Source organism: Kitasatospora sp. NPDC086801, from assembly GCF_044745805.1.
Classification (GTDB): domain Bacteria; phylum Actinomycetota; class Actinomycetes; order Streptomycetales; family Streptomycetaceae; genus Kitasatospora.
This window is the reverse complement of the sequence record NZ_JBIVAX010000036.1, coordinates 17,654-43,352: the sequence shown is the minus strand read 5'-3', so window position 1 is coordinate 43,352 and position 25,699 is coordinate 17,654. Positions and strand designations below refer to the sequence as shown.

At 72.5% G+C, this 25,699-nt stretch carries 20 protein-coding genes and 2 pseudogenes; 12 read left to right on the top strand and 10 right to left on the bottom strand.

The window, feature by feature from the left end:
• The first annotated feature begins 55 nt into the window (after positions 1-55).
• Positions 56-595: a hypothetical protein gene (locus tag ACIPLC_RS29060; RefSeq protein ID WP_400475982.1), complete on the top strand. Its 540-nt coding sequence runs from the start codon at positions 56-58 to the stop codon at positions 593-595.
• An 82-nt stretch (positions 596-677) separates the two neighbouring features.
• On the opposite strand, the pseudogene ACIPLC_RS29055 reads toward ACIPLC_RS29060, so the two are convergent.
• Positions 678-956: pseudogene (locus ACIPLC_RS29055) on the bottom strand (LysR substrate-binding domain-containing protein); the annotation flags it as partial.
• Positions 957-1,152: 196 nt separating this feature from the next.
• Positions 1,153-2,370, bottom strand: a complete 1,218-nt coding sequence (locus ACIPLC_RS29050; RefSeq protein WP_400475981.1) for an erythromycin esterase family protein — start codon at positions 2,368-2,370, stop codon at positions 1,153-1,155.
• Between the two features lie 58 nt (positions 2,371-2,428).
• Between ACIPLC_RS29050 and ACIPLC_RS29045 the strand changes: the two genes are divergently transcribed.
• From ACIPLC_RS29045 to ACIPLC_RS29030, 4 genes and pseudogenes are all read left to right on the top strand, one after another.
• Positions 2,429-3,277 carry a TioE family transcriptional regulator gene (locus tag ACIPLC_RS29045; protein ID WP_400475980.1) on the top strand — a complete coding sequence of 283 codons (849 nt, stop codon included), beginning with the start codon at positions 2,429-2,431 and terminating at the stop codon, positions 3,275-3,277.
• A gap of 168 nt (positions 3,278-3,445) precedes the next feature.
• Positions 3,446-4,681, top strand: a complete 1,236-nt coding sequence (locus ACIPLC_RS29040) for an epoxide hydrolase family protein (RefSeq protein ID WP_400475979.1) — start codon at positions 3,446-3,448, stop codon at positions 4,679-4,681.
• 353 nt (positions 4,682-5,034) lie between these two features.
• Complete coding sequence (locus ACIPLC_RS29035) at positions 5,035-5,952, top strand: phosphatase PAP2 family protein (protein ID WP_400475978.1); 918 nt, start codon at positions 5,035-5,037, stop codon at positions 5,950-5,952.
• A gap of 23 nt (positions 5,953-5,975) precedes the next feature.
• A pseudogene (locus ACIPLC_RS29030) lies at positions 5,976-6,172 on the top strand (hypothetical protein); the annotation flags it as partial.
• 90 nt (positions 6,173-6,262) lie between these two features.
• Here ACIPLC_RS29030 and ACIPLC_RS29025 read toward each other — a convergent pair.
• The 3 genes from ACIPLC_RS29025 to ACIPLC_RS29015 all read right to left on the bottom strand — a co-directional run bounded on the left by ACIPLC_RS29025 (position 6,263) and on the right by ACIPLC_RS29015 (position 13,542).
• On the bottom strand, positions 6,263-6,502 hold the full coding sequence (locus ACIPLC_RS29025) for a hypothetical protein (protein ID WP_400475977.1): 240 nt from the start codon (positions 6,500-6,502) through the stop codon (positions 6,263-6,265).
• On the bottom strand, positions 6,499-12,675 hold the full coding sequence (locus ACIPLC_RS29020; RefSeq protein ID WP_400476016.1) for a DNRLRE domain-containing protein: 6,177 nt from the start codon (positions 12,673-12,675) through the stop codon (positions 6,499-6,501). The genes ACIPLC_RS29025 and ACIPLC_RS29020 overlap by 4 nt, the downstream gene beginning before the upstream one ends.
• 336 nt (positions 12,676-13,011) lie before the next feature.
• Positions 13,012-13,542, bottom strand: coding sequence for an AAA family ATPase (locus ACIPLC_RS29015; RefSeq protein ID WP_363586199.1), 531 nt, complete (start codon positions 13,540-13,542; stop codon positions 13,012-13,014).
• Positions 13,543-13,687: 145 nt separating this feature from the next.
• Between ACIPLC_RS29015 and ACIPLC_RS29010 the strand changes: the two genes are divergently transcribed.
• Complete coding sequence (locus ACIPLC_RS29010; RefSeq protein ID WP_363586200.1) at positions 13,688-14,125, top strand: VOC family protein; 438 nt, start codon at positions 13,688-13,690, stop codon at positions 14,123-14,125.
• A gap of 94 nt (positions 14,126-14,219) precedes the next feature.
• Here ACIPLC_RS29010 and ACIPLC_RS29005 read toward each other — a convergent pair whose 3' ends face one another.
• Positions 14,220-15,776, bottom strand: coding sequence for an alkaline phosphatase family protein (locus tag ACIPLC_RS29005; RefSeq protein ID WP_400476015.1), 1,557 nt, complete (start codon positions 15,774-15,776; stop codon positions 14,220-14,222).
• A 187-nt stretch (positions 15,777-15,963) separates the two neighbouring features.
• Between ACIPLC_RS29005 and ACIPLC_RS29000 the strand changes: the two genes are divergently transcribed.
• Complete coding sequence (locus ACIPLC_RS29000) at positions 15,964-16,731, top strand: GntR family transcriptional regulator (RefSeq protein WP_400475976.1); 768 nt, start codon at positions 15,964-15,966, stop codon at positions 16,729-16,731.
• A gap of 41 nt (positions 16,732-16,772) precedes the next feature.
• On the opposite strand, the gene ACIPLC_RS28995 is transcribed toward ACIPLC_RS29000, so the two are convergent.
• Positions 16,773-18,173, bottom strand: a complete 1,401-nt coding sequence (locus ACIPLC_RS28995; protein ID WP_400475975.1) for a hypothetical protein — start codon at positions 18,171-18,173, stop codon at positions 16,773-16,775.
• Positions 18,174-18,772: 599 nt separating this feature from the next.
• Here ACIPLC_RS28995 and ACIPLC_RS28990 point away from each other — a divergent pair.
• Together ACIPLC_RS28990 and ACIPLC_RS28985 are read left to right on the top strand one after the other, a co-directional pair.
• Positions 18,773-19,615, top strand: a complete 843-nt coding sequence (locus ACIPLC_RS28990; RefSeq protein WP_400475974.1) for a flavin monoamine oxidase family protein — start codon at positions 18,773-18,775, stop codon at positions 19,613-19,615.
• Positions 19,616-19,786: 171 nt separating this feature from the next.
• Positions 19,787-19,930 carry a hypothetical protein gene (locus ACIPLC_RS28985; RefSeq protein WP_400475973.1) on the top strand — a complete coding sequence of 48 codons (144 nt, stop codon included), beginning with the start codon at positions 19,787-19,789 and terminating at the stop codon, positions 19,928-19,930.
• On the opposite strand, the gene ACIPLC_RS28980 is transcribed toward ACIPLC_RS28985, so the two are convergent.
• Positions 19,894-20,106, bottom strand: a complete 213-nt coding sequence (locus tag ACIPLC_RS28980; RefSeq protein ID WP_400475972.1) for a hypothetical protein — start codon at positions 20,104-20,106, stop codon at positions 19,894-19,896. The two genes, ACIPLC_RS28985 and ACIPLC_RS28980, sit on opposite strands and share 37 nt — an antisense overlap.
• Before the next feature lie 353 nt (positions 20,107-20,459).
• Here ACIPLC_RS28980 and ACIPLC_RS28975 point away from each other — a divergent pair, with 353 nt between their 5' ends.
• The 3 genes from ACIPLC_RS28975 to ACIPLC_RS28965 all read left to right on the top strand — a co-directional run bounded on the left by ACIPLC_RS28975 (position 20,460) and on the right by ACIPLC_RS28965 (position 23,513).
• Entirely contained in the window at positions 20,460-21,359 is a 900-nt protein-coding gene (locus ACIPLC_RS28975; protein ID WP_400475971.1) for an MBL fold metallo-hydrolase, read from the top strand.
• Positions 21,360-21,473: 114 nt separating this feature from the next.
• Positions 21,474-22,514, top strand: a complete 1,041-nt coding sequence (locus ACIPLC_RS28970; RefSeq protein WP_400475970.1) for an NAD(P)-dependent alcohol dehydrogenase — start codon at positions 21,474-21,476, stop codon at positions 22,512-22,514.
• A gap of 93 nt (positions 22,515-22,607) precedes the next feature.
• A complete protein-coding gene (locus ACIPLC_RS28965) occupies positions 22,608-23,513 on the top strand; it encodes an NAD(P)H-binding protein (RefSeq protein ID WP_400475969.1) in 906 nt (301 codons plus the stop codon).
• On the opposite strand, the gene ACIPLC_RS28960 is transcribed toward ACIPLC_RS28965, so the two are convergent.
• A complete protein-coding gene (locus tag ACIPLC_RS28960; protein ID WP_400475968.1) occupies positions 23,414-23,812 on the bottom strand; it encodes an alkaline phosphatase family protein in 399 nt (132 codons plus the stop codon). The two genes, ACIPLC_RS28965 and ACIPLC_RS28960, sit on opposite strands and share 100 nt — an antisense overlap.
• Before the next feature lie 653 nt (positions 23,813-24,465).
• On the bottom strand, positions 24,466-25,695 hold the full coding sequence (locus tag ACIPLC_RS28955; protein ID WP_400475967.1) for an MATE family efflux transporter: 1,230 nt from the start codon (positions 25,693-25,695) through the stop codon (positions 24,466-24,468).
• Positions 25,696-25,699 lie beyond the last annotated feature (4 nt).

The following is a 25,699-nucleotide window of genomic DNA, read 5'->3' as shown; positions in this document are numbered from 1 at the left end:
GTCAAGCGGGTGAACCAATCCGCGCACCCGTCGCGGCCGTGTGAGAAGGAGACCCGTGTCATCGCCTTGTGACCCCCAGTACGCTGCCGTCGGCGATGTGAGCACAGCGCTCATGATGATCGACTCCCGGCTCAAGGCCATCTACGACGGCAAGGCCGGGACGGACCCCGAACAGCAGCGGATGATCGACCAGTTCGCCGCATCCGTGAGCCCCGAAGAGTTCAACGAGCTGCTGGACGGCGCGTGCACGCTCATCTACCTGTTCATGAACTGGCTGCGGACGGCCTGCGAGGACCACGGCAAGGACGTCATCGAGTACGTGGTGCCCACCCTCGTGGCCACGATGCGCATGATGCCCAAGACCTTCCGCCCCGAGGTCATCCCCACCATGGCCGGCCTGCTGATCGCCGCGGGCAGCGGTCTGAGCCCCAACCTGTGGCGCGCGCAGTACGGGCCCTGGACCGACGCCGAGATGAACCCCCTGGAAGCCACGGTCACCCTGCTCGCGGAGCACGTCAACCGGATGTCCGGCGACGACCACGACTTCGCCACGCGCCTGATCACCGACGCCCTGTCCCAGCTGGACCAGGGCTGACGCGCGGCGCCTTGCGCGGGCGCGGGACGACGGCCGCCTGACCCGCCATCGGCCCCGCCCACCAGGCGGGGCCGATGGTGGGTCAGGGCACCGGCGGGAAGGACGTGGACTCGGACCAGGTCTCCTGGCGCAGCAGTTCGAGCAGGGCCGTCTCCGCCGGGCCCGCGCCGTGCCGGACCACGGCGATGACGGGCTGGGAGACGGCCGGAGACACCGGGCGCGCGAGGTGCTCGTGACCGTGGGGCACCGCGGAGGCCAGGACGAGCGTCACCCCCGGCCCGTGGGCGGCCCAGCGCACGGCCGTCGCCGTCTGGGACACCCGGGCGACGGTGGTCGGGGCCGGCTCGCTGTCGCGCAGCACGGCCGGCAGCGGTGGCGGCGGTGGGCGTGGCGGCGACCGCGGCGCGGAAGGCGGTCGATCGTTCGTCGATCAGCCGCAGCAGATCGGGGAAGTCCAGGGTCTCTCGCACCCCGGTCGTCTATCACCGTGCTCCGGCGGCCGGACAGCGATTTTCACAGGCGGGACTGCTGGTGGTGGCCCTGGCCGTACTGACCACCTAGCTCTGCGGGACGTCCTTGACGAACACGATGCCGTCGGTGCCCGCCAGGTGGGCCGGGTCGAGCGGGGCGTAGCCGAACCAGGGGGATACGCGGGGCTCGGGCCGCGTACCGGCGAGGGCGGTGGCCAGCCGCGGGGCGTCGATGACGCAGCGGTCCTTCGGGAGCGCGTACAGGAGTCCTTCGAGGGTGTCCGGCGCCGGGGCGTTCACCCCCTGGTGCCGGATCGTGCCGAGGGCCGTGGCCACGAAGGCGTACCCCTCGCCGAGCCGGGCGCTCACGAGCGCACCGGCGCTCCACCACTGCACCGGCCCCTCCCACATCTGCATCGTGCTCTTCTCCCGCTGGAGATGGGAGTTGTGGGCGTGGACGAGTGCCGGGCCCCGAGCGGCGACGGCAAGGAGGTTGTGGGCCATCATCACGTCCCGCAGCGCGCACAGTCGCGTCATGCGGGCCGGTGAGGTGTCGGCCATCCAGTAGTGGTAGCGCAGCAGGCCGGTCGAGGTGCGCCCGTACAGGCGCGCCCGGTCCCAGTCGTCCCGCGAGGTCGCCGCGAGCAGGTGCGGCGTCTGCGCGTCGAGCAGCGCCACCAGATCGTCGGCGAGCAGCCGCAGCTCCCTGGCCTCGGCCGACCGCCCCGTGGACCGGGACGGGTCCATCATCGCGGCGGGATCGGTCCACCGGTCGTCGGGGCCGAGCAGGCGGTCGATGGTGTCCGCGGTGCAGGGGAGCAGGTCCGCGTCCACCCGGGCCGCGAGGTAGCCGTGGAGTGCGAGGAGGGCCTGCCGGGGGCTCGCGGCGTGGGTGATCTCCAGCGGGCCGTCGAAACCGGCGAAGCGGAGCCGCTCGGAAGCGGGCCGGCCGTCGTCGTCGACGCGGACGTTGTAGGCGCGCATCCAGCGCACGAGCTCGCGGTTGGCCGCGGAGGTGCCCCAGCCGTGGCTGATCCCCCGCTCCGTGACGTCGTCGAGGGTGCCCGTGCCCGAGGTGACGTAGTCGTCGACGAGCAGGCCCGTCATGCAGTCGCTCTCGATCGCGATCGTCCGGTAGCCCTCCTGCTGGACGAGCTGCCGGAAGAGCTCGTTGCGCAGGTCGAGCAGAGCGTCCTCGCCGTGGGTGGGCTCGCCCAGGGCGAGCAGCCGGGGCCGGGCCGGGAGCAGCCCCATGATGGCGGCGGCCTCGACGGCACGGGCGGTGTCCTTGATGTCAGTAGCCATGCCTTCAACGGTATCGTTGAGCCTTCGGTTGAAACTTTCCCGCGATATCGTCGGCAGCATGGGGAGAAACCTTCAAAGCGGTGATCGGCTCAGGCCGGTCGATCTGGCGCGCGGGCACGGTCTGTCCACGCAGGCGATCAGGAACTACGAGGAGGCCGGCATCCTTCCGGCCGCCGGTCGCACACCCCACGGCTACCGCATCTACACCTCGCTGCACGCGGGGGCCCTGCGCGCCTTCCTCGCCCTGGTGCCCGGCCACGGCCACCAGGCGGCGACGTCGATCCTGCGGGCCGTGAACCAGGGCGCGGTCGACGAGGCGTTGCGCCTCATCGACGAGGGCCACGTCCAACTCCTCGACGACCGGCGGACCCTCCAGGCCGTGGAGAGCGCCCTCCGCGACCTGGGGCCCGCCACGGCGCCCGAGCCCGGTACGGGATCCGAGCCGGCCGCGCTCTCCGGGCCCGGCAGCACGTTCATCGGGCCACTGGCGGACAGGCTCGGAATCCGGCCCGCGACGCTGCGCGCCTGGGAGCGGGCCGGGCTGGTGCGCCCGCACCGTGACCCGCGGACCGGGTACCGCGTCTACGACGAGGCCGACGCGCGGGACGCCCGGCTGGCCCACCAACTCAGGCGGGGCGGCTACCTGCTGGAGCAGATCGCACCGCTGATCGCCCAGGTGCGGGCGGCCGGCGGGCTGGAGCCGCTGGAGGCCGCACTGTGCGACTGGCACGGTCGGCTGTCCGCCCGCGGGCGGGCGATGCTGGCCGGGGCCGCAGAACTGGAGGCGTACCTCCGCGTGCATCTCGAAGGGCACGGCGGCGACGGCCCCGGTGTCCTGGCTCAGGCACCGGCGGTAAAAGAGCCGTTGAGTGTCCGCACCGGTGCCAGGATGGTCGAGTCGCGGTGAAAGGAGCACATCGGTCGCCTGGCCGCCCTGTCCGTCCGGCTCGGCCCGCACCACCGGCGGGCACTCTCCGCGTCGCCGCCCGCGCTCGTTGAAACGGCCCGGATCGCCGCCAGGCCACCCGGCAGGCCGACGGCACCGCTTCCCCCTACCCCGTTGAGGAGCCACGCCATGACCACCCCGCGCGTCTTCCCCCTGGAGCCCGCCCCGATCCACGTGTCCGACGAGGTCCTCGATGACCTGCGGGCCCGTCTGGCACTGACCCGCCCGCCGCTGGACGAGGGGAACGGGGACTGGTCCTACGGCGTCCCGGACAGCTATCTGCGTGAGCTGGTCGCCTACTGGCGGGACGGCTACGACTGGCGCGAGGCCGAGGCCGCCATCAACGCCTACGAGCACTACCAGGTGAGCGTCGACGGTGTCCCGGTGCACTTCATGCGCAAGCCCGGCCGCGGCCCCCGCCCGGTCCCGTTGGTCCTCACCCACGGCTGGCCGTGGACGTTCTGGCACTGGTCGAAGGTGATCGACCCGCTCGCCGACCCGGCCGCGTTCGGCGGTGACCCCGCCGACGCCTTCGACGTCATCGTGCCGTCCCTGCCCGGCTTCGGTTTCCCCGGCCCGCTCACCGGCTTCTCGGACGTCAACTTCTGGAAGGTCTCCGACCTCTGGCACACCCTGATGACCGAGACCCTGGGGTACCAGAAGTACGCCGCCGGGGGCTGCGACATCGGCGGGATCGTCTCCAGCCAGCTCGGCCACAAGTACGCCGACGAGCTGTACGGCATCCACATCGGCTCCGGGCTGCCGCTCGACTTCTTCACCGGCCCCCGCGCCTGGGACTTCGCCCGGAACCGGCCCCTCACCGGCGACCAGCCCGCCGACGTCCGCGCCCGCACCATCGAGCTGGACCACCGCTCGGCGTCCCACCTCGCCGTGCACATGCTCGACGGTGCCACCCTGGCCCACGGGCTGAGCGACTCACCCGCCGGACTGCTCGCCTGGCTGCTGGAGCGCTGGAACGCGTGGAGCGACAACGGCGGCGACGTCGAGTCCGTCTTCACCAAGGACGACCTGCTCACCCACGCCACGATCTACTGGGTGAACAACTCCATCGCCACGTCGATGCGTTACTACGCCAATGCCAACCGCTACCCCTGGGCCCCCGTCCACGACCGCACCCCGGTCGTGCAGGCCCCGGTCGGCCTCACCTTCGTCACGTACGAGAACCCGCCCGGCATCCACACCGCCGACGAGCGCGTCCAGGCGTTCAAGACCGGCCCGCAGGCCGGTTGGTTCAACCACGTCAACGTCAACGCCCACGACCACGGCGGCCACTTCATCCCCTGGGAGAACCCCGACGCCTGGGTGAGCGACCTGCGCCGCACCTTCCGCGGCCGCAGGCCCTGAACCACCCTGCGGGCTCGTCCGGCGACGGGCCGGGCGGCGGTGGTACGGGGCCGGCGGAGTGGAATTCTTCCTCGGCGGCGCCGCACAGGGGGCCGCCCGCGTCCACGTCGACCCGAGAGATCCGGTAGCGGGACGGGAACCGCGACTTCGCCGCCGGCGTCCCCGTTCAGACCAGGTCGTCTACGACCGGGGCCTGGACCGGGGCCCGGTCGGGGCGCAGCTCGGGAGGCAGCGGTGCTCGTGGCTCCTTGAGTTCCGAGCAGATCCCGGGCCGGTCGGCCGGCCCGGCCGACCCACGGCGTGCCGGAGGAGGCACGCGGCCGAACCTCCGCCCCTGCAGAAGAAAGACAGTGATGACTCAGCAAGATCACCAGGCCCTGGCCGCACCCGGGCCGGACGCGCCCGAGCGGGTCCCGGGAACCCCGGCCGGGCGGAGTCCTTCGCGGTCGATACGGCCGTGGCTGCCGGCTTCGCTGTGCGTCCTGGGGTTCGTGGCGGTCTACCTGCTCGCTGTCTGGACCCCGTTCGGGCAGCGGGGGGAGAACTCCCTGATGAACGGGAACGGCGGCGAACCGGCGTGGATCTACGACTGGTCGGGGTCGGTCTACGACTCGGCGGCCATGCCCCCGCTGGAGTTCACGGCCTTGCCCACCCTGGTCGTGGGCATGGCCGTGATCGTGGTCGTCGCCCTGGTGCGGCGGTGCTGGTGGCAGGGCTGCGCGGCGATCGCGGTCGTCCTGGGCACGTTCGGGGGCACCGAGGTGTGCAGCAAGGTGGTCCTGCCCCGCCCCGATCTGGTGAACGCGCCCGCCATGCTGACGGAGGTGAGCTTCCCCAGCGGGCACGCGGCCGTCCCCGTCGGGCTGGTCCTCGGTGCCGCGCTCGTCGCCTCCCCGCGTCTGCGCCCCTACGTCACCGCGGTCGGCATGCTGTGGCTCACCGTCACCGCCGGTGCCGTGCAGGCGCTCTACCACCACCGGCCCAGCGACGTGCTGGGGGCCACGCTGCTGGGCTGCGCCTGTTACGGTCTCGCGCTCTGGCTGCTGCCGTCCTCCGCCGCACCGGGCGTCGCGCGGAGTCCGCGTGCGCTGTCGGCCGTCGCCCTCGCACTGTCGGCGGCCGCCGCGCTCGCCGCCGGTGCGCGGGACGACTCCGTCACGGGACCGCTGGTCTTCGCGGCAGCGGCCTTCCTGTGTGCGGTCCTGGTCTGGGTCACCGTGGTGGAGGGCCCCGCCCGCATCGCGCGTCGTGCGCGGCCCGCAGTGCGCTGACCGCCCGGCTGGGGCCCCGTCCGGTGCTGAAGGTGTCCGATGCGGACGCCTTCCGCCCCGGCCCCGAGGTGGAGGTGGTGACCCCGTTCGAGGACACCACTTCGGGACCAGGCTGATGACCGTCCGCGACCCGGACGGGCGGCCGTGGAGCCTCCGGGCCCCGGCGAAGGACCGGCCGCAAGGAGACGGAGCCGGCCCCGTGACCGTGGTCGGGCGGTGAGCCGTCAGGCGCTGGGTTGCTGAGAACACGGAACAGGCCGACCCGCCGGTGGTGCCGGTGGGTCGGCCTGTTGCGTGGGTGTGCGTCGGCCTAGCGGCGGCTGGTCCGCGCTCGCAGGCGGCGGGCCACGAGGGTGGTCGTGGCGCGCAGGGCCAGTCCGATCACCGGTGCGAGGAGCAGGGTGCACCAGGTGCGGGCGGTGGCGTCGGCGGTGAGGCGGTCGGCGAGCAGGTAGGCGGCGAGGAAGGACGGGGCGAGCCAGGCCCCGTTGGTCGCGGCGAGGCGCAGCGGGCTCGCCCGGCGCGTTGTGGGTTCCTCCGTCGATGTCATATGAACCTCCTGACCACGCCGATCACCTTGTCGACGATCCGCTGGGAGACGCCTCGGTCGAAGACGAAACCGGCGAGGCAGCCTGCGACGGCCCAGACGATGCGCTGTTTCCACCCGCCGCTGCCGAACAGTACACCGGCGCAGGCGCCGCCGGCGCAGTTGCCGATGTGGAGCGCCCAGGGTGCCAGGAAGGGGATCCAGGCGGCCACGGCCGCGGTGACGGACAGTTGGACGGCGCGGGCGACGGCGGCCTTGAGCGCGGCCTTCAGCCAGCCGGGCATCCGGCCGTTGAGGTCGGTGCAGTTGACCGGGTCGGCGTTGCAGTAGTCGTAGGCGTTGGCGCTCGCTCCCTGGACCGGGTCGGGGGAGAGGAAGCGGCCGGTGGCCGGGTTGTAGAGGCGCGCTCCCATGAGGGTGAGGGCGCTCGGGGTGTCGTCGGAGCGCTGCTTGTCGCCGAGCCAGGCGTAGCGGGTGCCGGGCTGGCCGGTGCGCGGCTGGCCGTACTCGTCGTAGTCGAGGACGGTGGGCGCGACGGCGGTGTCCAGCGGCAGCCGCAGGGTGATGTCGCCGTGCAGGTTGGCGAGTTGCAGGACGGTGCCGCCGGTCTTCGCGGTGGTGGCGGCGAGGGTGCCGGCGGGGCCGGTGACGTTGCGGGTCAGGGTGCCCGCGGTGTCCTCGGTGATCCAGCGGGGGCTGTCGGTGTCGGAGCCGTAGTGGTTGGTCCGCAGACCGGTCTGGGCCCAGGTGCCGGCGGTGTTGGTCTCGGTGGTCCAGGCGCGGAAGCGCTGGGCCGAGTCGAGGGTCCAGCTCTGCCGGTTGGTGCCGCTGGTCTGCTGCTGCACCAGGTCGGTGTTGTAGTACGCGACGGTGCTGCCGGGCAGGGCGGTGGTGCGGCCGAACGCGTCGTAGGTGTAGCCGGGGTTCACCAGGCGGTCGGCGGTGTCGTAGGTGCTGGTCTGGCCGGTGCCCCCGGTGGTGGTGCAGGTCTGGCCGCGGGCGGCGTCGGCGGTGGCCAGCGCGGTGCGGTTGGTGTCGCGGTCGAAGGTGTAGGTGCGGGTGGTGCAGACGGCGTCGGTCGAGGTGTCCTGGACCTGGAGGAGCCGGCCGGCCCGGTCGTAGGCGTAGGTCTGGGCCGCGGTGACGCCGGGGGTGCCGGTGTGGGTGGCCCGCTGGCCGTGGATGGTCTCGGTGATGCCGTCGGAGACCAGCACGAGGCCGTCGCTGTCGCGGGTGTAGGTGCGGCCGGTGGTGGTGCCGGCCGGGTCCTTGTCGTCGGTCCGGGTGTAGCCGCCGGGCAGGCCCTGGGTGAGCGGCGTGCCGTCGGCGTCGTAGCGGGCGGTGAGGGTGCCGGCGACGGAGTCCGTCACCGAGGTCGCCAGGCCGCGCGGGTCGACGGCGGTGTCGTACGTGTAGGTGGTGGTGGAGGGGGAGGTGTCGGTGACCTTGGTGGGGCGGTTGAGGGCGTCGTACTCCGTGGTGGTGACGGCGCCGTCGGCGTCGGTGTAGGAGATCAGGCGGCCGAGTTCGTCGTAGCCCTTGGTGAGGGTTCCGCCGGTGGCGGAGGTCTGGCGGGTGACGGCGCCGGTGCCCGGGTGGTACGTGGTGGTGGCGGCGGGGGCCGGGGTACCGAGGCCGTCGGTGACGGTGACGGTGGTGGGGCGCCCCGCCGTGTCGGTGTCGGTCACGGTGGTGCGGGTGACGCCGTTGGCCGTCTCGGTGGTGCGGGTGACCTGGCCGAACTGCCCGTACTGGGTTGTCCTGGTGGGCAGTTGTGCGGGGTTGGCGCCGCCGCCGGTGATGGCCGCGGCGGGCCCGGTCTGGCAGACGAGGTCGGCCCACTCGGGGCGGTTGCCGCAGGTGCCGGTGCCGCCGGCGGTGTAGTAGGTGGTCCAGCCGGCGGCCGCGTCGGAGCCGGTGGAGGCCGGTTGCCGGGTCGAGACGACCCGGCCCTGGCTGTCGTAGCCGGTGGTGGTGGTCAGGGCGAGGCCGCCGCTGTCCCTGATCTGCGCGGTGGGCACGCCGAGCGCCCAGTCGTACGTGGTCCGGTCCTGGCGGGCGTCGACCAGCAGGTCGGGCCAGGCGCGCAGCCGGGCGCCGGTGGTGGTGAGGGTGATCTGGTTCTTGATCTTGGCGGTGCCGTCGGTCGGCCGGCCCTCGTCGTAGGTCTTCACGGTGTGCTGGCGGGCGGGCAGTTGGGTACCGGCCTTCGCCAGGACCGTCGTACCGGAGGTGGCGTCGGCGGCGAGGGTGATGCGGTGGAGCGGGTCGTAGACGTCGGTCTCCTGCTGGCCGTCCGCGCTGTAGGCGCTGCTGCTCGACAGGAGCCGGGCGCGGTCGGCGGAGGGCAGGGTGTCGATGCCGAGGTCGGCCAGTTCGGCCTTGGCCGCGGGGGTGGCCCCGAGGGCGAGCTCGCGGTTGGCCGCGGTCAGGCTGCGGACCTGGTGGCCCTGGTTGTCGTACTCGGTGGTGGTGAGGTGGTGGCCCGGGGTGGCCTGGTTGACCTGGCGGCCGGAGGCGTTCAGGTAGGTGACGCTCGCCCGGGTGTAGTCGCCGGCGCCGAGGTCGGCGGCGTTGTTGGGGGCGGGGGCCTGGTCCGGCGGGAACACCGCGGTGGCGTCGGTCGGCAGGTCGCTCTGGCCCCAGGCGGAGGCGGCGGGCGCGGAGAGGTCCTCCGGTGCCTTCGCCCCGGAGAGCGGGACGCCGTAGACGACGGTGGTGGTGGCGGTGCCGTTCACGGTGCCCGTGGTGCCGGGGGCGAGGGTGTCGTGCCAGGTCTTCGTCAGCATGCCCGGGCCCGCGGCCGGGTTGGTGGCGACGGTGCCGTACGCCAGCGAGGTGGCACGGGTGCCGCTGAGCTGGACGGAGGAGAGCAGGCCGTCGTCCGCGCCCTGGGTGTAGTAGGTGTACTGGTTCTGGCTGCTCTGGCCGAGCCGCGGGTCCCAGGTCTGGCGCAGCCGCCCGGCCGAGTCGTAGCGGTAGACGGCGACGTCGGTGGCGGTGGCGGCGGCTGCTCCGGGCGCGGTGCTCCAGAGCCTGATCGCGCTGACCTGCCCGGCGACGTCACCGAACTCGGTGTCGGTGGTGACGCCGGTGGCGGTGGTCGCGGTGGCGTAGACGAACTGCAGGACGCGGCAGCCCTTGGCGGCGACGTTCGCCGCGCACACCGCCGGGGTGGCCGCGGAGGTCGGCGCGATGACGAGCTTCGGCCGGGCCAGCGTCCTCCCGCCGACCACGGTCGTCTCCGACACCACGCTGGTGGTGGTGTTGGCCAGCCCGCCGAGGAGCGTGGAGGTCACCGTCCAGGTGGCGGCGGCCGGATCGGCCTTGGCGAAGGTGGTGACGGTGCCCTCGGTGCCGGAGAGCGTGAAGCCGGCGCCGAAGGAGCCGCTCAGGGTGAGGTCCTCGCTGCCCGGCTCGGGTGCCCAGCCGTCGCCGGCCGCGTTCGAGGTGAAGGAGACGGCGGAGCCGTCGGCGGCCATCACGCTGAGCGAGGTGCCGGAGGTCCTGCGGATCTCCGTGTACTCCGAGGCGGACAGGCTCGACGACACGCCGGACACCCAGTTGGGGCCGAAGATCGCCGCCTGGCCGTCCTGGCCGGCGGCGGCCCGCGGGTCACGCGAGGAGTGCGTGCGGCCGACCGTCATGCCGAACAGCGAGACGTCGGTGGCCGGGACCCTGAGGTCGCCGGTGAGCAGGTTCAGCGCACCCGGGCCGACGTTCTCCGTCGCCGCGCCGTCGGCCTTGCGGTCGACGACGACCCGCACCGGCTCGGAGGAGACGGCCGCGGCGCCGGGCCCGGTGAAGTCCGCGCGGAGCTGGACGGTGCCGTCCGGGGTCACCGTGGAGGTGGCGTTCCAGGTGAGCGCCGGGCTCTTTCCCGAGGCGAGGGGCACGGGCCAGGCCGCCAGCGCGGCACCGCCGTTGGTGATGTCGCCGGCGGGGATCCGCGTCCAGGCGTCGGCGTCGGAGCGCCGCCAGGAGAAGGCCACCTGGTCGTACCGGGCGGCGTCGGCCTCGGCGGTGAGCGGTAGGCGCGCCGCGGTGCGGGTGCCGTCGTTCGGGGAGATGACACCGCCCGCGCCGACCTGGAAGGTGTGGGTACGGGCCTCGGACTTGTTCTCCGCCCGGTCCACCGCCCGCACCTGCAGGGTGTTGGTGCCGGCCTTGGCCGGGGTCACGGTGAAGGTCACCGGCGCGGCGGAGCCGTTCGTCGCGACCTTCGTCCAGGTCGCGCCGTCGAGCGTCCACTCCAGCGCGTTCTGGTCACCGGCCGGCGGGGTGGCGGTGAAGGAACCGGCCTGGCCGGGGCCCTTGACCCACTGGCCCGACGGGTAGTCGGTGGAGGAGAGCGCGGCGGGCGCCGAGGGGGCGGAGGTGTCGACCGTGAACGTCGCCCACGCAGACCAGTTGTTGTTGTAGTGCAGCCCGTCGTACGGGGAGGTGCGGAACCTGTACGTCCTGCCGTTGGTCAGCACACCGGCCGGGACCTTGACGGAGGCCGGGGCCCCGCTCGGCACGTACGGGGAGACCAGGACGTTGCCCACCTGGGTGTCGGTGGCGGCGTCGAAGATCTGGAAGGTGCCGTCGACCTTGTCGTTGTTCGGGTCGACGAAGGTGTCGCGCAGCGTCGGGGTGGTGGAGTTGACCCACCAGGTGCCGGCGGCGTCCTTGGAGAACGGGGAGCCGGCCTGCTGGTCCGTCCCGGTTCGCGGGCGGTAGTTGTACGTCACCGTCAGCTTCGGGACGTTGGTGGCGGCGTTGGCGGAGTTCACCTCCTTCCAGTACTTGGTGTTGGTCTCGTCCGGGGCGCGCAGCCCCATGCCCGAGGTGGTGTTCTTCGCCGACGTCCAGGTCTGCACCAGGTTGGTGACGTCCGCGGTGATCCAGCCGTCGCCGCCGCAGGCGTCCCGGCCCTTGGTCTCGGTGCCGGTGGCCTTCTTGGCGTTCCAGGAGGGCTGCGCCGTCCAGCGCGAGGCGGTCGAGGCGAGACCGGTGTCCCAGACGTCCCACGCGTAGGGCTGGCAGTCGCTGTTGCCGGAGTGGAAGTTGTACAGCGACAGGCTGGCGTTGGTGATCAGCGCGTCCGCGATCGGCGCGGTGTTCCAGTTGATGAACGACCGGGCCTGGCGGGAGGAGCCGTCCGCGTTCTTGGTACCGGAGTTGCCCCAGTAGATCTCGGTGTCGGCCGACCAGTCGACCGTCTCGCCCTGCTGCACCCGGGTGTCGAAGACGTTGCCGAGGGCCGTGGTGGACGGGTCGACCGTCACCGGGTACTGCGTCCTCGGGTCGGCGAGGAACGCGGCGTCCGGCGTGAACACCAGGTCGATGCCGTCGCCGCGCTGAACGACCTTCAGACCGACCTTCGCCTGCCGGGCGTGCTCGCCGGAGCCCTCGGCGGCGGCGGTCGCGTCCCACATCACCGGCGCCGGGAGGGCGGCCCGCCGCTCGCCGGTGCGCTTGTCGGTGAACAGCACGCCGCCGTCCGGCTGGACCTCGGCCTTCAGGCCGTCGGCCTTCAGCGGCATCGTGTACGAGAACCCGGCGGCGCTCGGGCGCTGCTTGAGCACCGTGTACTGCTCGAAGCCGGTCCGGGTGGCCTCCACGACCAGGTCGGCCGCGCCGTCCGCGATCGCGTCCCGGTAGGTGGCCTTCGTGCCGTCCAGGGCGGGCTTGGGCAGGCCGCCCCTCCACTGGAGCTCGACCTGCTGGTCGCCCTGCCCGAGGGTCACCAGGGTGCGGGCGTCGTCCGACGCCGCCTGCGCCTGGAGCAGCGACTTCGCCCGGGTGCCACCCGCGCCGGCGAGCCGCAGCGCGTGCGGGTGGGCCTTCGGTGCCACCGACCCGTCCGCGCCCGCCTGCAGGCCGAGGTCGACGTCCACCCACTGGCCGTCACGCTGGAAGCGGACCGGGCCCGCGAACAGCTCGGTGGTGAGCGAACCGTCCTTGTTCACCCACGTCGTCGACGTCTCCGTACGCTCGGAGAGCGCCTCCACCCGCTGCCCGGACAGCCGGGCGGCGACCCTCGCCGACGGGACGTCGGCGGCCGAGGTGGCCCACTGCCCGGCGCCCTTGCCCACGGACCCCGCGCCCGGCGCCGCGGCGAACGCCGTCTCGGACCCGGCCAGCAGCGACACCGCCACAGCGAGGGCCAGCGACCCGCTCACCGCCCGCATGCCAACGGGCCTGCCGGGTCTGCGTCGTGTGGTCATCCGTCTGTTCATATCGACTCCTTGAGACACCGTCGCTCGACGGCGCTCTCGGAGCATAGGAGTGGGCGGCAAGATCAAAGATGGGGTCAAATGACGCCAAAGGATCATCAAATAATGATCTTGTTTCGACAAGATTCACGTGATCGTGATCATGGCGTAGGCAACCGCGCCCGCGCCCCGCGCGTTACGTCAGCGGCGCCGGCCGCGCCGACCACTTACCGGCCGCCACCGCCGGTAGGGCGGGGCCGTTCCGTACCCCCGGCCTCCTGCGGGGGACGGGCTCAGCTGTCGTAGCGCCGCTCACCGGTGGCGAAATGGCGGGGTGAGACGGGTGTCGGCGAGGATCCGCTCGACGGTCTCGTCGAGGGTGCTGTGCTGCGGAACGACGCGTTCGAGGCCGCCGGGCAGAAGGTCGTGGGGCTGGTACCAGTCGGCCATGTCCTCGGGGGAGAACTCGGCGGCCTGGGGGCGGGTGGCGTGGCGGCGCACGGTCTCGTCGAAGTCGGCGTCGAGGTAGTACAGGTGGCTGCGGCCGCGGTGGTCGGCGGCGAGCCGGGCGAGCATCGGGCCGTAGCGCTCGGCGGCGAGGATGCCCTCGACGACGGTGTGGAAGCCGTGGTCGAGGGCGTGCCGGGCGACCAGGTCGATGAGGCCGATGTTCGCCCCGCCCGGGAGGTCGCGTTCGCGCAGGACGGTGCGCCGGAGCACGTCCTGGGCGACGACGGCCACGCCCCGTCCGTACGCGGCGCGCAGCCGCGCGGCGACGCTCGACTTGCCCGCCCCGCTCGGACCGCGGACCACCACCAGCACGGTGTCCTGAGTTCCCGTCACGCCGGTACCGTACCGGCAGTCGGGGGGCCGCCCGGCCGGCACGCGCCGAGGGCCATGACGGCGCCGGCCGCCACCGGACGGCTCACCGGCCGCGAGTGTCGGAGGTGCGCGGTACCGTCGCGGCATCCGACCGGAGGAGGACCGCATGGCGACCAGGTGGAGCTTGACGATCGACTGCGCGCACCCGGCGAAGCTGGCTGAGTTCTGGGCACTGGCGCTGGGCTATGCGGAGAAGCCCGCACCTGTGGGATTCGGGAGTTGGGAGGAATGGCTCTCCCACTACGGGATCCCGGAGGACGAGTGGGATGACGGCGCGTACCTCTGTGATCCCGAGGGGGTGGGCCCCACCATGTCCTTCCTGAAGGTGCCGGAGCCGAAGGCGGTGAAGAACCGGGTGCACGTGGACGTCCAGGTCGGTGGCGGCCGTGAGACACCGTGGGAGGTGCGATGGCCGCGCGTGGTCGAGGCGGTGGAGCGGTTGACCGCTGCGGGCGCGACCGTGGTCAGCGAGGAGGAGTTGGACGGCAGGCCCGATCATGTGGTGATGGCCGACCCGGAAGGAAACGAGTTCTGCCTGGTCTGACAGTCGAACTCCGCTCCGGGAGACCGCCGTACCGCATGGTGGGCGTCGCCTCCCGCCGCCCCGGGGGCCGGGGCGGCGGGGGCCGGTGGTGGTGTCAGGCACCGAAGGAGACCTGGTCGACCGTCCAGAAGGCGCTGTTGGTGCCCGTGTAGCGGAACTGCAGACGCGCGGTGGTGGCGCCGGCAGGCACGGTGACGGGCAGGTGCTCGACGGTGTTCAGGTCCGCGCGGTAGGACTTCACCAGCTGCGGGGCGCCGTCGTCGAAGACCACGTACACGTCGCCGGTCTGCGGCCCGTCGACCTTGTAGTCCGTCGCGAAGGACAGCGTGGCCCGGCCGAGGCCGGCGACCGGGTAGGCCGGGCTGACCAGGGTGGAGTCGAACTGGCCGGCGCCGTGCGCCTTGTCGTCCCACTCGTCGGAGTCGGCGACCGCGAAGACGTCGCGGGCCCGCACGTTGGTCTCCCGGCCCTGCCCGAGCTGGGTGGCGCTCCAGAACTCGTCGGTGGCGAAGGCCCAGCCGCGCCACTCCGTCACCCCGCCGCTGGGCATCCGGGAGTTGTCGATGCTCCAGCCGCTGGGCGGCGTGTGCGTCCAGCCCTTGACCCCGGCCGGGATGCCCGTCTCGTCCACCCGGCCCTGTAGGGCGGGGCGCAGCGCGTCGAAGGCGTCCGGGACGATCTCGTCGATCGGCTGCCCGTCCAGGCGCCAGGCGGGGTCGATCGCCGCGCCCTCGTGCCGGAGGACGGTCGGCGCGATGTCCACGGGCTTGACGTCGTAGCGCCGGGAGCCGGCCGGGTAGCCGGCGCCGTCGGCGATCACGAAGGTCTGCCGCTCGTTGGCGCTGTTGCCACCGTGTCCGCCGGCGTCGGTGTGCCCGTGGTCGGTGGTGACGACGATCAGCCAGTCCTCCGAGCCGTACGTGGCACGGGACTTGACGGCCTGCACGACCTGGCCGACCAGCGTGTCGACGGTGTGGATGGCGGCCGCGTACTGGGCGCTGGCGCCGCCGGAGGCGTGCCCGGCCTCGTCGACCCCGTCGAAGTGCAGGAAGGCGGCGTCCGGGTTGCCGTGGGCGAGGTAGTCGGCGGCGTCGGCGGCGGTCTTGGCGTCGTTCTCGCTCTCGGCGATCCGCAGGTCGGCCTTGCCGTTGAAGACGTTGCCGGTGATCGGGTTCCACGAGCCGATCACCAGCGTGGAGGTGGCCGGGTCGGCGGTCTCCAGTCGGCTGGCGAAGTCCGGGTACAGGTCGAATCGGGCGCCGGTGAACGCGTTGTCCTTGACCTGGTGCTTGTCGGGCCACACGCCGGTGGCGATGGTCGACCAGCCCGGCCCGGACAGGGTCGGCGCCAGTGGGTTGGCGTACAGGTTGCTGGTGGCGGTCATGCCGCCGGCCATCAGCGCCTTGAGGTTGGGCGCGTCGGCGGCCGCCAGCTTGTCGTAGCGGGTGCCGTCGACGCCGATGACCAGGGTCTTGGCCTGCTTGGTGCCGTCCGGCAGGCCCTTGTAGGCCGGGGCGGCTGAGGTGGGGGCGGCCGAGAGGGGGACGGCTGAGCCGGGGACGGCCGCGGGGGAGGCGCCGGCGGGCGCCGCCGGCAGCAGCACGGTGGCCGCGGCGGTGGCCGCGGCGACGGTCCGGATGGAGCGGGGGATGTGCACGGGGGCTCCCAACTAGGGGGCGACGCGGTGCGGTTGCACCGGCACTGAGGATGGGGCGGCCGCACGAGGACGAGCCCTCCCTGAATCCACGGTTGTATGAACAACCGCCGAAATTCAGTCCAGACCGGTTACCATTCCGTGATCTCAGGGGTGCCGAACCACCACTCGATAAGGTGGCGCGGTGAACCACGGCACCCCCCGGCCCCCCGTCGCCCCCGCCCGCTCCGGCGTCCCCGACCACGGCCGGGTGCCCAAGTACTACCTGGTCAAAGCCCAACTCGAAGACCTCATCGCCGACTTGGGGCCCGGCGGACGCCTGCCCACCGAAGCCGACCTCGCCGAACGCCACCACGTCGCCCGCGCCACCGTCCGCCAGGCCCTGCGCGACCTCCTCCTCGAAGGCCGCCTGCGCCGCCAGGGCCGTGGCACCGTCGTCGCCGGCCCCAAGATCGAACAGCCGCTCTCCCTCGCCAGCTACACCGAAGGCGTCACCCGCCAGGGACTGCGCCCCGGCCGCACCCTCATCACCCTCGACCGTCTTCCCGCCGACCCGCCCCTGGCCCAGCGCCTCGCCGTCCCCGAAGGCGAACCCCTCTGGCACCTGGAGCGCGTCCTGCGCGCTGACGAGGAACGCGTCGGCCTGGAGTCCACCTACGTCCCCGTCGCCCGAGTCCCGCACCTGGAGCGCGAGTTCGACCCCGAAGGCTCCTTCTACGGCTACCTGCGCGAACACGGTGTGCGGCTCGGCGGTGCCGACGAACGCATCGAGACCGTCCTCGCCACCCCCCGCGAAGCCCTGCTCATCGGCACCCCGCCCGCCCTGCCCATGCTGCTGCTCCACCGCCGCAGCCGCGACGCCGCCGGCCACCCCCTCGAACAGGTCCGCACCCTCTACCGCGGCGACCGCTTCAGCTTCACCCTCGCCCTGCACGCCCCCGACACGACCTGAAACCACTGGAGTCGAACGAGTGGCGACGGGTGCCGCCGGTGTTACGCAGGACCGCCGGACGCCGGTCGGGTGAGCCGGGTGAGCCGGGTGAGCCGGGTGAGCCGGTGCCACCAGGGGTGCGGTGGTGGCTGGGGTGCCTCGGCGGTGATCGGGACGAACCGGCTCCCGATCGGGGTGTCCCACTCGGTCAGCGCGGCGGGGAACCAGGTGACGGGCTTGGTGTCGTCGCGGTTGTTGGCCCAGGCGGCGACGCGCTCGGCGGTGTCCCGGCCGGGGAGCAGGCCGCGTTCGTCGGTGTCCGCTCCGAGGTCGCGTACGGCGTCCCGGTACAGGTCGTTGCAGAGCCAGCTGTGCAGCAGGCCGTGGTCGTAGCCGAGCACCTCCCAACCGAGTTCGCTCCCGCCTGCGGCCACCTCCGGGACGGGGGTGCGGCCGCCCCCGCCGCCGTCCCCGTCCCCGTCCCCGTCCCCGCCGCCGTCCCCGTCGTCGGCCCGGCCGCCGAGTCGGGCGAGCAGCACCGGCTCGTACGTCGCGGCCGCGCGGATGTCGGCGACGAAGCCGGCGGCGTGGTCGGCGGGCACCGACAGGGCGTACAGGCGCGCTTCCCCGGGCACTTGGAGCGGCGCGCAGGCCGTCAAGGCTTCCTCGGCGGTGTCGAACCAGTAGCCGTCCTGCGGGAGCCGGTCGATGAGGCAGTCGGACGCCGTGGTCAGCCGTTCCGTCCGGGGCAGGCTCGGGCCCGTCACCGGCTCGGGGATGGCCACGAAGTAGCCGGCGGGAAGAAGCGCCCCGCTGGCGGGCGAGGCCGGCCGAGCCGTGTCGGCGGGCGTCACGGATGCGCCGTGCCGGGGCCGGGTCAGCAGGGGAAGTGACTCGGCCGCGTGGTGCGGGCGGCGTTCGGCGAGCCAGAAGAGGTAGCCGCGCAGGTACTCCTCCAGCCCGTGGTCGAGGTAGGCGAGGTAGTCGCGCAGGCCCTGGGCGGAGTCCCGGTAGTGCTCCCGGTACTTGCCGCGGGCACGCGACCAGCGGTCGGAGACCACGTCGGCCCACTCGCGTACCCGTCCGCGTTCCTGCCACCACTCGCGTACCGCCGGGGCCGTCCAGTGGTCGTCGCCGTCCATGGCGAAGCCGCCGTGGCCGAAGAAGCAGCCGCTCAGCAGGTCATGGGTTTGCGCGGGGTCGGTCGGCTGGCGGTAGACGAACTCCATGCCGTCCAGCGGCCCGTGCTGGTCGTCGTAGGCGATGTGGAACGGTGCGTCCTGGCGGCCCATCTGCATGCTGTCGGTGTGGGCGCCGTAGAACGGGCCGGGGACGTTGCGCCAGTTGCGTTCCTCCCAGAGGCCGCCGAACTGGTCCAGGTGAGGTTGCTCGGTGAGCAGCCGTCGGGCGGTGGGCAGTGGGTCCCAGTAGCCGCCGGGCCCGTCGTGGTTTCGGTCGTCCACCGGTCGGACTCCGTTCTGTGGTTCTGGTCGCAGATGGCCGGGGGTGGTGTCCGGGGCCCTGTGGAGCGGGGCGAAGCGGGCTGCTGTCTGCTGCCCGACGGTCTCGGGTGTCAGCGGGTCGGGGTGTGAAGGATGCCGTTGATCAGGACGTCCAGGCCCCAGGTGTCGCGGTCGCCGGGGGAGAACAGCGCCTGCCGGAGCGAGGTGACCATCGGGTAGCGGTCGGCGGGCAGGGAGGCGTAGTGGCTGTCCGCCGCGGCGATGGTGTTCTCCTCGTCGGAGTCCTTGGTGTTGTAGGAGCTCTGCTCGGTGGCAGCGGCGGCGATGCGTCGCGATCCAGGATCTCAAGGCCGGCGCGCACGATGACGTCGCGGCTGAGGGGGGCCTTGGCGGGCCGCGCGCGGCGGCTGACGGGCTGCGTGCTCATCGGGTCCAGCCTATCCCTCGAACGAACACCGTTTGACACGAACGCCGTTCGTTTCCTATCGTCAGAGCGAACGGCGTTCGCGACGAATTGTGCCGAGGAAGCCGGCTGGGACCTCGCACGGATCCAGGCAGCCGGCACCCTGGAGAACCTCACCTCCCGGCTGCACTACTCCGTGGTCACCACGCTCATGGACAACGCGACGATCTCCCCCACCAACCGCTACTGGGAGCTGGAGGGCGGCATGGACGTCCTCACCGACGCCACGGCGGCACCGCTGAAGAACGACATCCGGATGGGCTGCCGGGTGACCCGCCTGGTCCAGACCGACACCGGCGTCCGGATCGAGACCTGCGCCGAGAGCGGCACCGAGGAGTCCTGCGACGGCGCCCCGACCGCACCGGACGAGTGCTTCGAGGGCGACTACGCGATCGTCACCATCCCGTTCAGCGCACTGCGCTTCCGCAGGGTCCAGCCGTCGATGTCCTACCCCAAGCGCCGGGCCGTCTCCGACCTGCACTACGCCCCGGCCACCAAGGTGCTGCTGGAGTTCAAGACCCGGTTCTGGGAGAACAGCCCGGACGGCTTCACCGGAGGCGGCTGCACCAGCGACAGCCCCAGCCGCTTCACCTACCTCCCCTCCCACGCGCCCGCCAGCTCACCGGGCGGCGTCGTGCTCGCCTCCTACACCTGGTCCGACGACGCCATGCGCTGGGACTCCCTGACCGAGGGCGAGCGGTACGCCTTCGCCCTCGACGACATGGAACAGCTCTTCGGCCCGGTCGTCCGCCGCGAGTACACCGGCGTGGGCGCCACCCAGCCCTGGACCAGGGCCCGCTACGCACTCGGCCAGGCAGCCGTGTTCACCCCGGGCCAGTTGCGCGAACTGCACCCGGCAACCCGCACGGTGGAGGGCCGCGTCCACTTCGCCGGCGAGCACACCAGCCTCAAACCCGCCTGGATCGAAGGCGCGCTCGAATCCGCCGTCCGCGCCTTCCTCGAAGTCCACCCGCGCTAGCCCGCCGACTCCCCGGCGTTACCCTCCGCAGGGGCCGGGCCCGCCACTGTCCCGCTGGGCTGCTGGACGCGATGGGGGCCGAACCGGACCCCTGGGTGACAGGACCGTGCTCAGAACGCCGCGACCGCCCTTGAAGACCACCGGTTCCACTACCGTCGGGAGCACCGGGTCATGACCGTCCGAGAGTTCGACGTCACCATCGTGGGCAACGGAGCACTGGGGCTCTTCCTGGCCAAGGAACTGATCGAGCGGGGGCAGGGCATCATCGCGGTGTGCGGTCACCGCTCGCGCGAGTACTGCGCGGCGCCCCGCTGAATGGTGACGATGAAGGGGAACCGCCCGCGCGTGGCGGCGGTGCCGCCCACCACGGCCCGCGCGCCAGGCGCCGCGACCACCATCGGCACCAGCAAACCGGCCAGCGCGATCCCGGCCGACAGCACCCTGCGCACCATCATCGTGCCCCGCGTGGCGGGACGGAGAGTCCTTGTCATGCGAGCATCGTGTCCGCTCCGAAACTGCCGGTCCACGCGTCATGGTTCCGTTGCCCGGAGCTTGGCCGTGGCGGTCTGCGGCTCACCGCTCAAGTGCAGGTGGGCGAAGCTGTCGGACACGGCGGACGGGCTCCTTGCGGACGGGGAGCAAAGACGCCCCACGCTAGCGGTTCGGGGCTGGCGACTCGCCGTGATGGGCGGGGAAGGCCGGAGATTTGACGAGACCTTCCCGCCGCTTTGACGCCCTGGTGATGTCGCCCCCCGCCCGTCGCGCGAGCACCTGCTCGAACCGCTCCACCGCGCCCGTCACGTGACCGGTAGCGCCTGTGCCGTCCGGCGCGCAGGCTGATGACATGGACGCCATCGCGCTTGGAAACGTGGAGATCACCCGCGTGGTCGAGCTGGCCGCCCGGGGCCGCGCCCGCGACTACGTGTTCCCCGACGTGCCCGTCGAGCACTGGCGAGCGCACGAGAACTGGCTCGCCCCCACCTTTCTGGACCCGGTCGCCGACGAGATCCACGTGATGATCCAGACCTGGCTGATCCGCAGCGAGGGCCGGACGATCCTGATCGACACCGGTATCGGCAACGACCGGGAGCGCCCGGCCATGCCGGCATTCCACCATCTGAACACCCACTACCTCGAAGAGCTGGCCGCGGCGGGCGTCCGCCCGCAGGACGTGGACACGGTGATCTGCACCCATGTCCACGGCGACCACGTCGGCTGGAACACCCGCCGGACGGACGACGGAGCGTGGCGACCCACCTTCCCCAACGCCCGGTACGTCATCTCGCGCGCCGACTTCGACTACTGGAACCCGGCGAACGGACACCGGACCCGCTCCGGCCCCCGGATGGCCAACGTCTTCGAGGACAGCGTCGCCCCCGTGCACCAGGCCGGACAGACCGTGCTGTGGGAGGGCGACCACTACGACGTCGACGCCCGGCTCCGGATCGAGCCCGCCCCCGGCCACACACCCGGCTCCTGCGTCGTATGGCTGCGATCGGGCACCGACCGGGCGGTGTTCGCCGGGGACCTGCTGCACAGCCCACTGCAGATCGTGGAGCCCGACGACTGCCCCAGCTTCGACGAGGACGAGCCCCGCGCCCGGAACAGCCGACGCCGGGTCCTGGGAGAGGCCGCGGACCGGGGCGCCCTGCTGCTCCCCGCGCATCTCCCCGGGCCGGGCGCAGCCGAGGTGCGGCGCGCCGGGGACCGGTTCGCGGTGAAGGAGTGGGCGGCATGGCGGTGAGGCCCTTTCCCGGACCGACCCCAGGTCGCACGCCCCTGACCTGGAAGCTCGAGCAACCCGGAGCAATCCGCACAGAAGGGTCCGGAGCAATCCGCACAGAAGGGTTTGGACGCCATGACCACCGTTGCCGCCTACGCCGCACCCGCGGCCAGGGCCCCGCTGGAGCGCACCACCATCGAGCGCCGCGCCGTCGGTGAGAACGACGTGCTGATCGACATCGCCTACGTCGGCATCTGCCACTCCGACATCCACCAGGCCCGCGAGGGCTGGGGCAAGGCGATCTTCCCGATGGTGCCCGGCCACGAGATCACGGGCGTCGTCACGGAGGTCGGCCCCGGCGTGACGAAGTTCGAGGTCGGGGACCGGGCCGGCGTCGGCTGCATGGCCGACTCCTGCCGCGAGTGCGAGAACTGCAGGGCCGGCCTGGAGCAGTACTGCGCCGACGGTCCGATCTGGACCTACAACGCTACTGGCAAGGACGGGCAGCCCACGTACGGCGGTTACTCGCAGAAGATCGTCGTCGACGAGAACTACGTCGTGCGCGTCCCGGACGCCCTGTCGCTGGACACCGCCGCCCCGCTGCTGTGCGCGGGCATCACGACCTACTCGCCGCTGCGGCACTGGAACGTCGGCCCCGGCAAGAAGGTCGCCGTCATCGGCCTCGGCGGGCTCGGCCACATGGGCGTGCAGATCGCGCACGCCCTCGGCGCCGACGTCACCGTGCTGTCCCAGTCCCTGCGCAAGAAGGACGACGGCCTGCGGCTGGGCGCCGACCACTACCGCGCCACCAGTGACCCGGCGACCTTCGAGGAACTCGCGGGCACCTTCGACCTCATCCTCAACACCGTCTCCGCGCCGCTCGACTTCGCGGCCTACTTCTCGCTGCTGCGCACCGACGGCGCCCTGGTCAACCTCGGTCTCCCGGAGGAGCCGGTGCAGATCACGCTCCAGTCGCTGTCCGGCAACCGCCGCAGCGTGAGCAGCTCGGGCATCGGCGGCATCGCCGAGACCCAGGAGATGCTGGACTTCTGCGCCGAGCACCAGGTGGCGGCCGAGATCGAGCTGATCCGCGCGGACCAGGTCAACGAGGCCTACGAGCGGGTCCTCGCCAGCGACGTCCGCTACCGCTTCGTCATCGACACCGCCACCATCTGACATCGTCCGGCCACGGCCAACGGCTCTGGTCGCGTCGTGGCCGGCCACGGGGACGGTCGGTCTTACGGCTGTGAACACATCGTGGAGGGCACTGTGCAACCGATCCTGGTGACCGGGGCCGCCGGCCGCGTGGGCGCCGTCGGACGGTCCGTGGTCGAGGACCTGCGGCGACGAGGCCTCCCGGTCCGCGCCATGGTGCGTCACGATGACGAGCGTGCCCGAGTGCTGCGTGCGACGGGCGCCGAGGTCGTCGTCGGGGACCTGACCCGCACCGACGACGTGGCCGAGGCGCTGGCCGGCTGCGGGCGGGTGTACTTCGGCATGGGCGTCTCCGCCCAGTACCTGGAAGCCGCCGTCACGACCGCGGCCGTGGCGCGGGAGGCCGGGCAGCTGGAGGTGTTCGTGAACATGTCACAGCTGACCGTCTCCGAGCTGGGCCTGACCGGCGCGGGTGAGTCGCACCAGCACCGGCAGCAGTGGCTGGTGGAGCAGGTTCTCGCCTGGTCGGGGCTGCCCGTCGTCGGGATCAGGCCCACGGTGTTCCTGGAGAATCCGCTCTTCCGGGTCGGTCTGTCCTCGATCGCGACGGACGGCACCATCAGGCTGCCCCTCGGGCGGGCGCGGACCTCCCCCGTGGCGGCTGCGGACGTCGCCGCGGTCGTGGCGGAGATCCTGGCCGAGCCGAGCCCGCACCTCGGCCGGGTCTACGAGCTGACCGGCCCGCGCTCGCTGGACGGCCCGGCCATCGCTGCGGAGGTCTCCGCGGCCCTCGGCCGACCGGTCGGTTACGTGGACGTCCCTCTGGAGGAGTGGATCGACCGTGATCTGGGGCCCCTGGAGCTGCCGGAACACGTGTTCCAGCACATCTCCACCATGGCCCGGCTCCACGCCGAGAACCGCTACGACCGCCAGGCCGACGGCGTCGAGCAGGTCACCGGGCGCCCCGCCGCAGGAGTGGGCGACTTCGTCCGGCAGAACGCCGACCGGTTCGCCCGGTGAAGTCGGGCGACCCAGCCGCCCGCCGTCCAGGGCGAGACGATGATGCACGGCACCCGGAAGCCGCCGCCGATCGGCAGGCCGCCGACGAACTCGCCCGGCGCCGCGGCCGCGGGCGCCGGTGTGGCGGCACGTGGTCGCCCTCCTCGCCGACCCGCGCTGCGCCTACAGCACTCGGTATGGTCGGCGCCGACTGTCGACCTGCTGTCTTCCGAGGGGGCCGGCCCCGTGTCGATCCCCTTGCCCGCTTCCCGGACTCGGGTGCGTCGCCCCGCGCAACGGTGTTGCGGTGGATGCAACACGAGCCGAGCGGCGGATCTCCCGGGTGTGGCGCACCTGGCGCTGGCAGTGGGCGTCTCCTGCTCCGACCGTCCCAGAAGCGGCAAGACGGCCGGGGAGCAATGCTGGCGCCCGTCAGTCCGATGCCGCCGCCGGGCATTGACCTCGCGTCAGCTCTGCCCGTCCCGTTGGCTCGAGTCGTCGCAGCGCAGTTCGCGATCCGTCCGGCGGGGCCGGGAGGCAGGGCCTGGTGCTGGAAACCGGACACTTCCATTCCGGTATGGGGCGGCCATGTGTCCGCTTTTGATCTGCGGACGGTCGACCTCGACGGGATGAACGGGACGTTTGCCGGGGCGGGTGGTGCAGGGAGGTGCCGGAGTTGTCTGTATGACTGGTGGGCCTGGGTGGTCGTTCGGCGGGTTTGTGCCTCTCGGGCCACCGGCTGCCGTTGCTACGTTCCGTAGGCGCACCGGCACCTTCCCGCACGACAGCAGGCGCGGTACGGCCACCCCGCTGGCCGTACCGCGCCTGCTGCTGCCAGCCGCGTTCAAGGGTGACGGTCGAGGAATGCGAGACGTGAGGAACAAGGCATCTCCGCCGGCATTGGCCTCGCCCGTGGCGGTGTCGAAGCGGACCACGGCCGGACCGGCCCCCGCATGGTGGGGCGAGGCGCGGTTCAGCCGGTGACGGCCGGCTCGTGAACCACGGCTGCCCTGGCGGTGAGGGCGAGGCCGTAGCGGCGAAGGAGGAGGACGGCGGTGGTGGCGAGGCCGATGAGCAGGCCGAGCCACAGGCCGCGGGTCTCGCCGCCGAGGGGGTAGGCGAGGAGCCAGGCGGCGGGCAGGCCGACGAGCCAGTAGCCGATGAGGGTGATGCGGAAGCCGCTCTTGGTGTCGTCCAGGCCGCGGAGCAGTCCGACGCCGATGTTCTGGGCGCAGTCGAAGAACTGGAGGACGGCGACGACGGCCAGGAGGCCGGTGGCGATGTGCAGGCCCTGCTGGTCGGCGGGCGTGCCGGGGTCGAAGTAGGGCCGCAGGACGAGGGCGGGGAGGGTGAGGTAGGCGATGCCGACGAGGGTGGTGACGACGGCTCCGCAGGCGAGGGCGGTGTTCTTGATGCGGCGGGCGGCGGCGTACTCGCCGAGGGCGAGTTCGCGGCTGACGTTGATGGAGGCGGCGTGGGAGAGGCCGACGGCGACCTGGAAGACGATGTAGATCAGCTGGTTGACGGCGGTGTGGGCGGCGAGGGCGGCGGCGCCGAAGCTGCCGGCGAGCAGGGCGGTGACGGAGAAGAAGCCGGCCTCGGAGCCGTAGGTGGCGGCGATCGGGGTGCCGAGGCCGAGCAGGCGTCGCACCGTGGGTACGTCCGCGCGCCAGAAGTCCAGGCTCAGCAGCGGTGCGAGCTGGGGATCGCGCCGGGCTGAGGCGTAGAGGGCGAGGAAGGAGAGCAGGTAGACGCTGCTGGTGGCCACCCCGATGCCGGTGAGGCCGAGCTTCGGCAGGCCCCACGTGCCGTGGATGAAGGCCCAGTTGAGCCCGGCGTTGATGGCGACGGAGGCGATGGTGATCTGCAGCAGTGCCTGCGGGCGGCGCATGCCGACGGTGAACTGGCGGATCGCCTGGAACCAGAGGCAGGGCAGCAGGCCGGGCGCGAGCGCGGCGAGCATGCTCTGAGCACGGTGGGCGACGTCCGCGTCCTGGCCGAGGAAGGTGGCGGCCTGGCCGATGAGGACCATCAGGACGGCGCCGGCGATGCCGGCGAGCGTGGCGACGGCCATCGCCGCCCGGACCAGGCCGCGTACGTCGGTCGTGGTGAGGGCGACCTGGGCGAGCTGGGTGAGGGCGAGCGGGACGGCGAGGACGGCGAGGGCGCGGCTGTCGCGGGCGAGGGTGGTTGGCTGCTGCATCGTG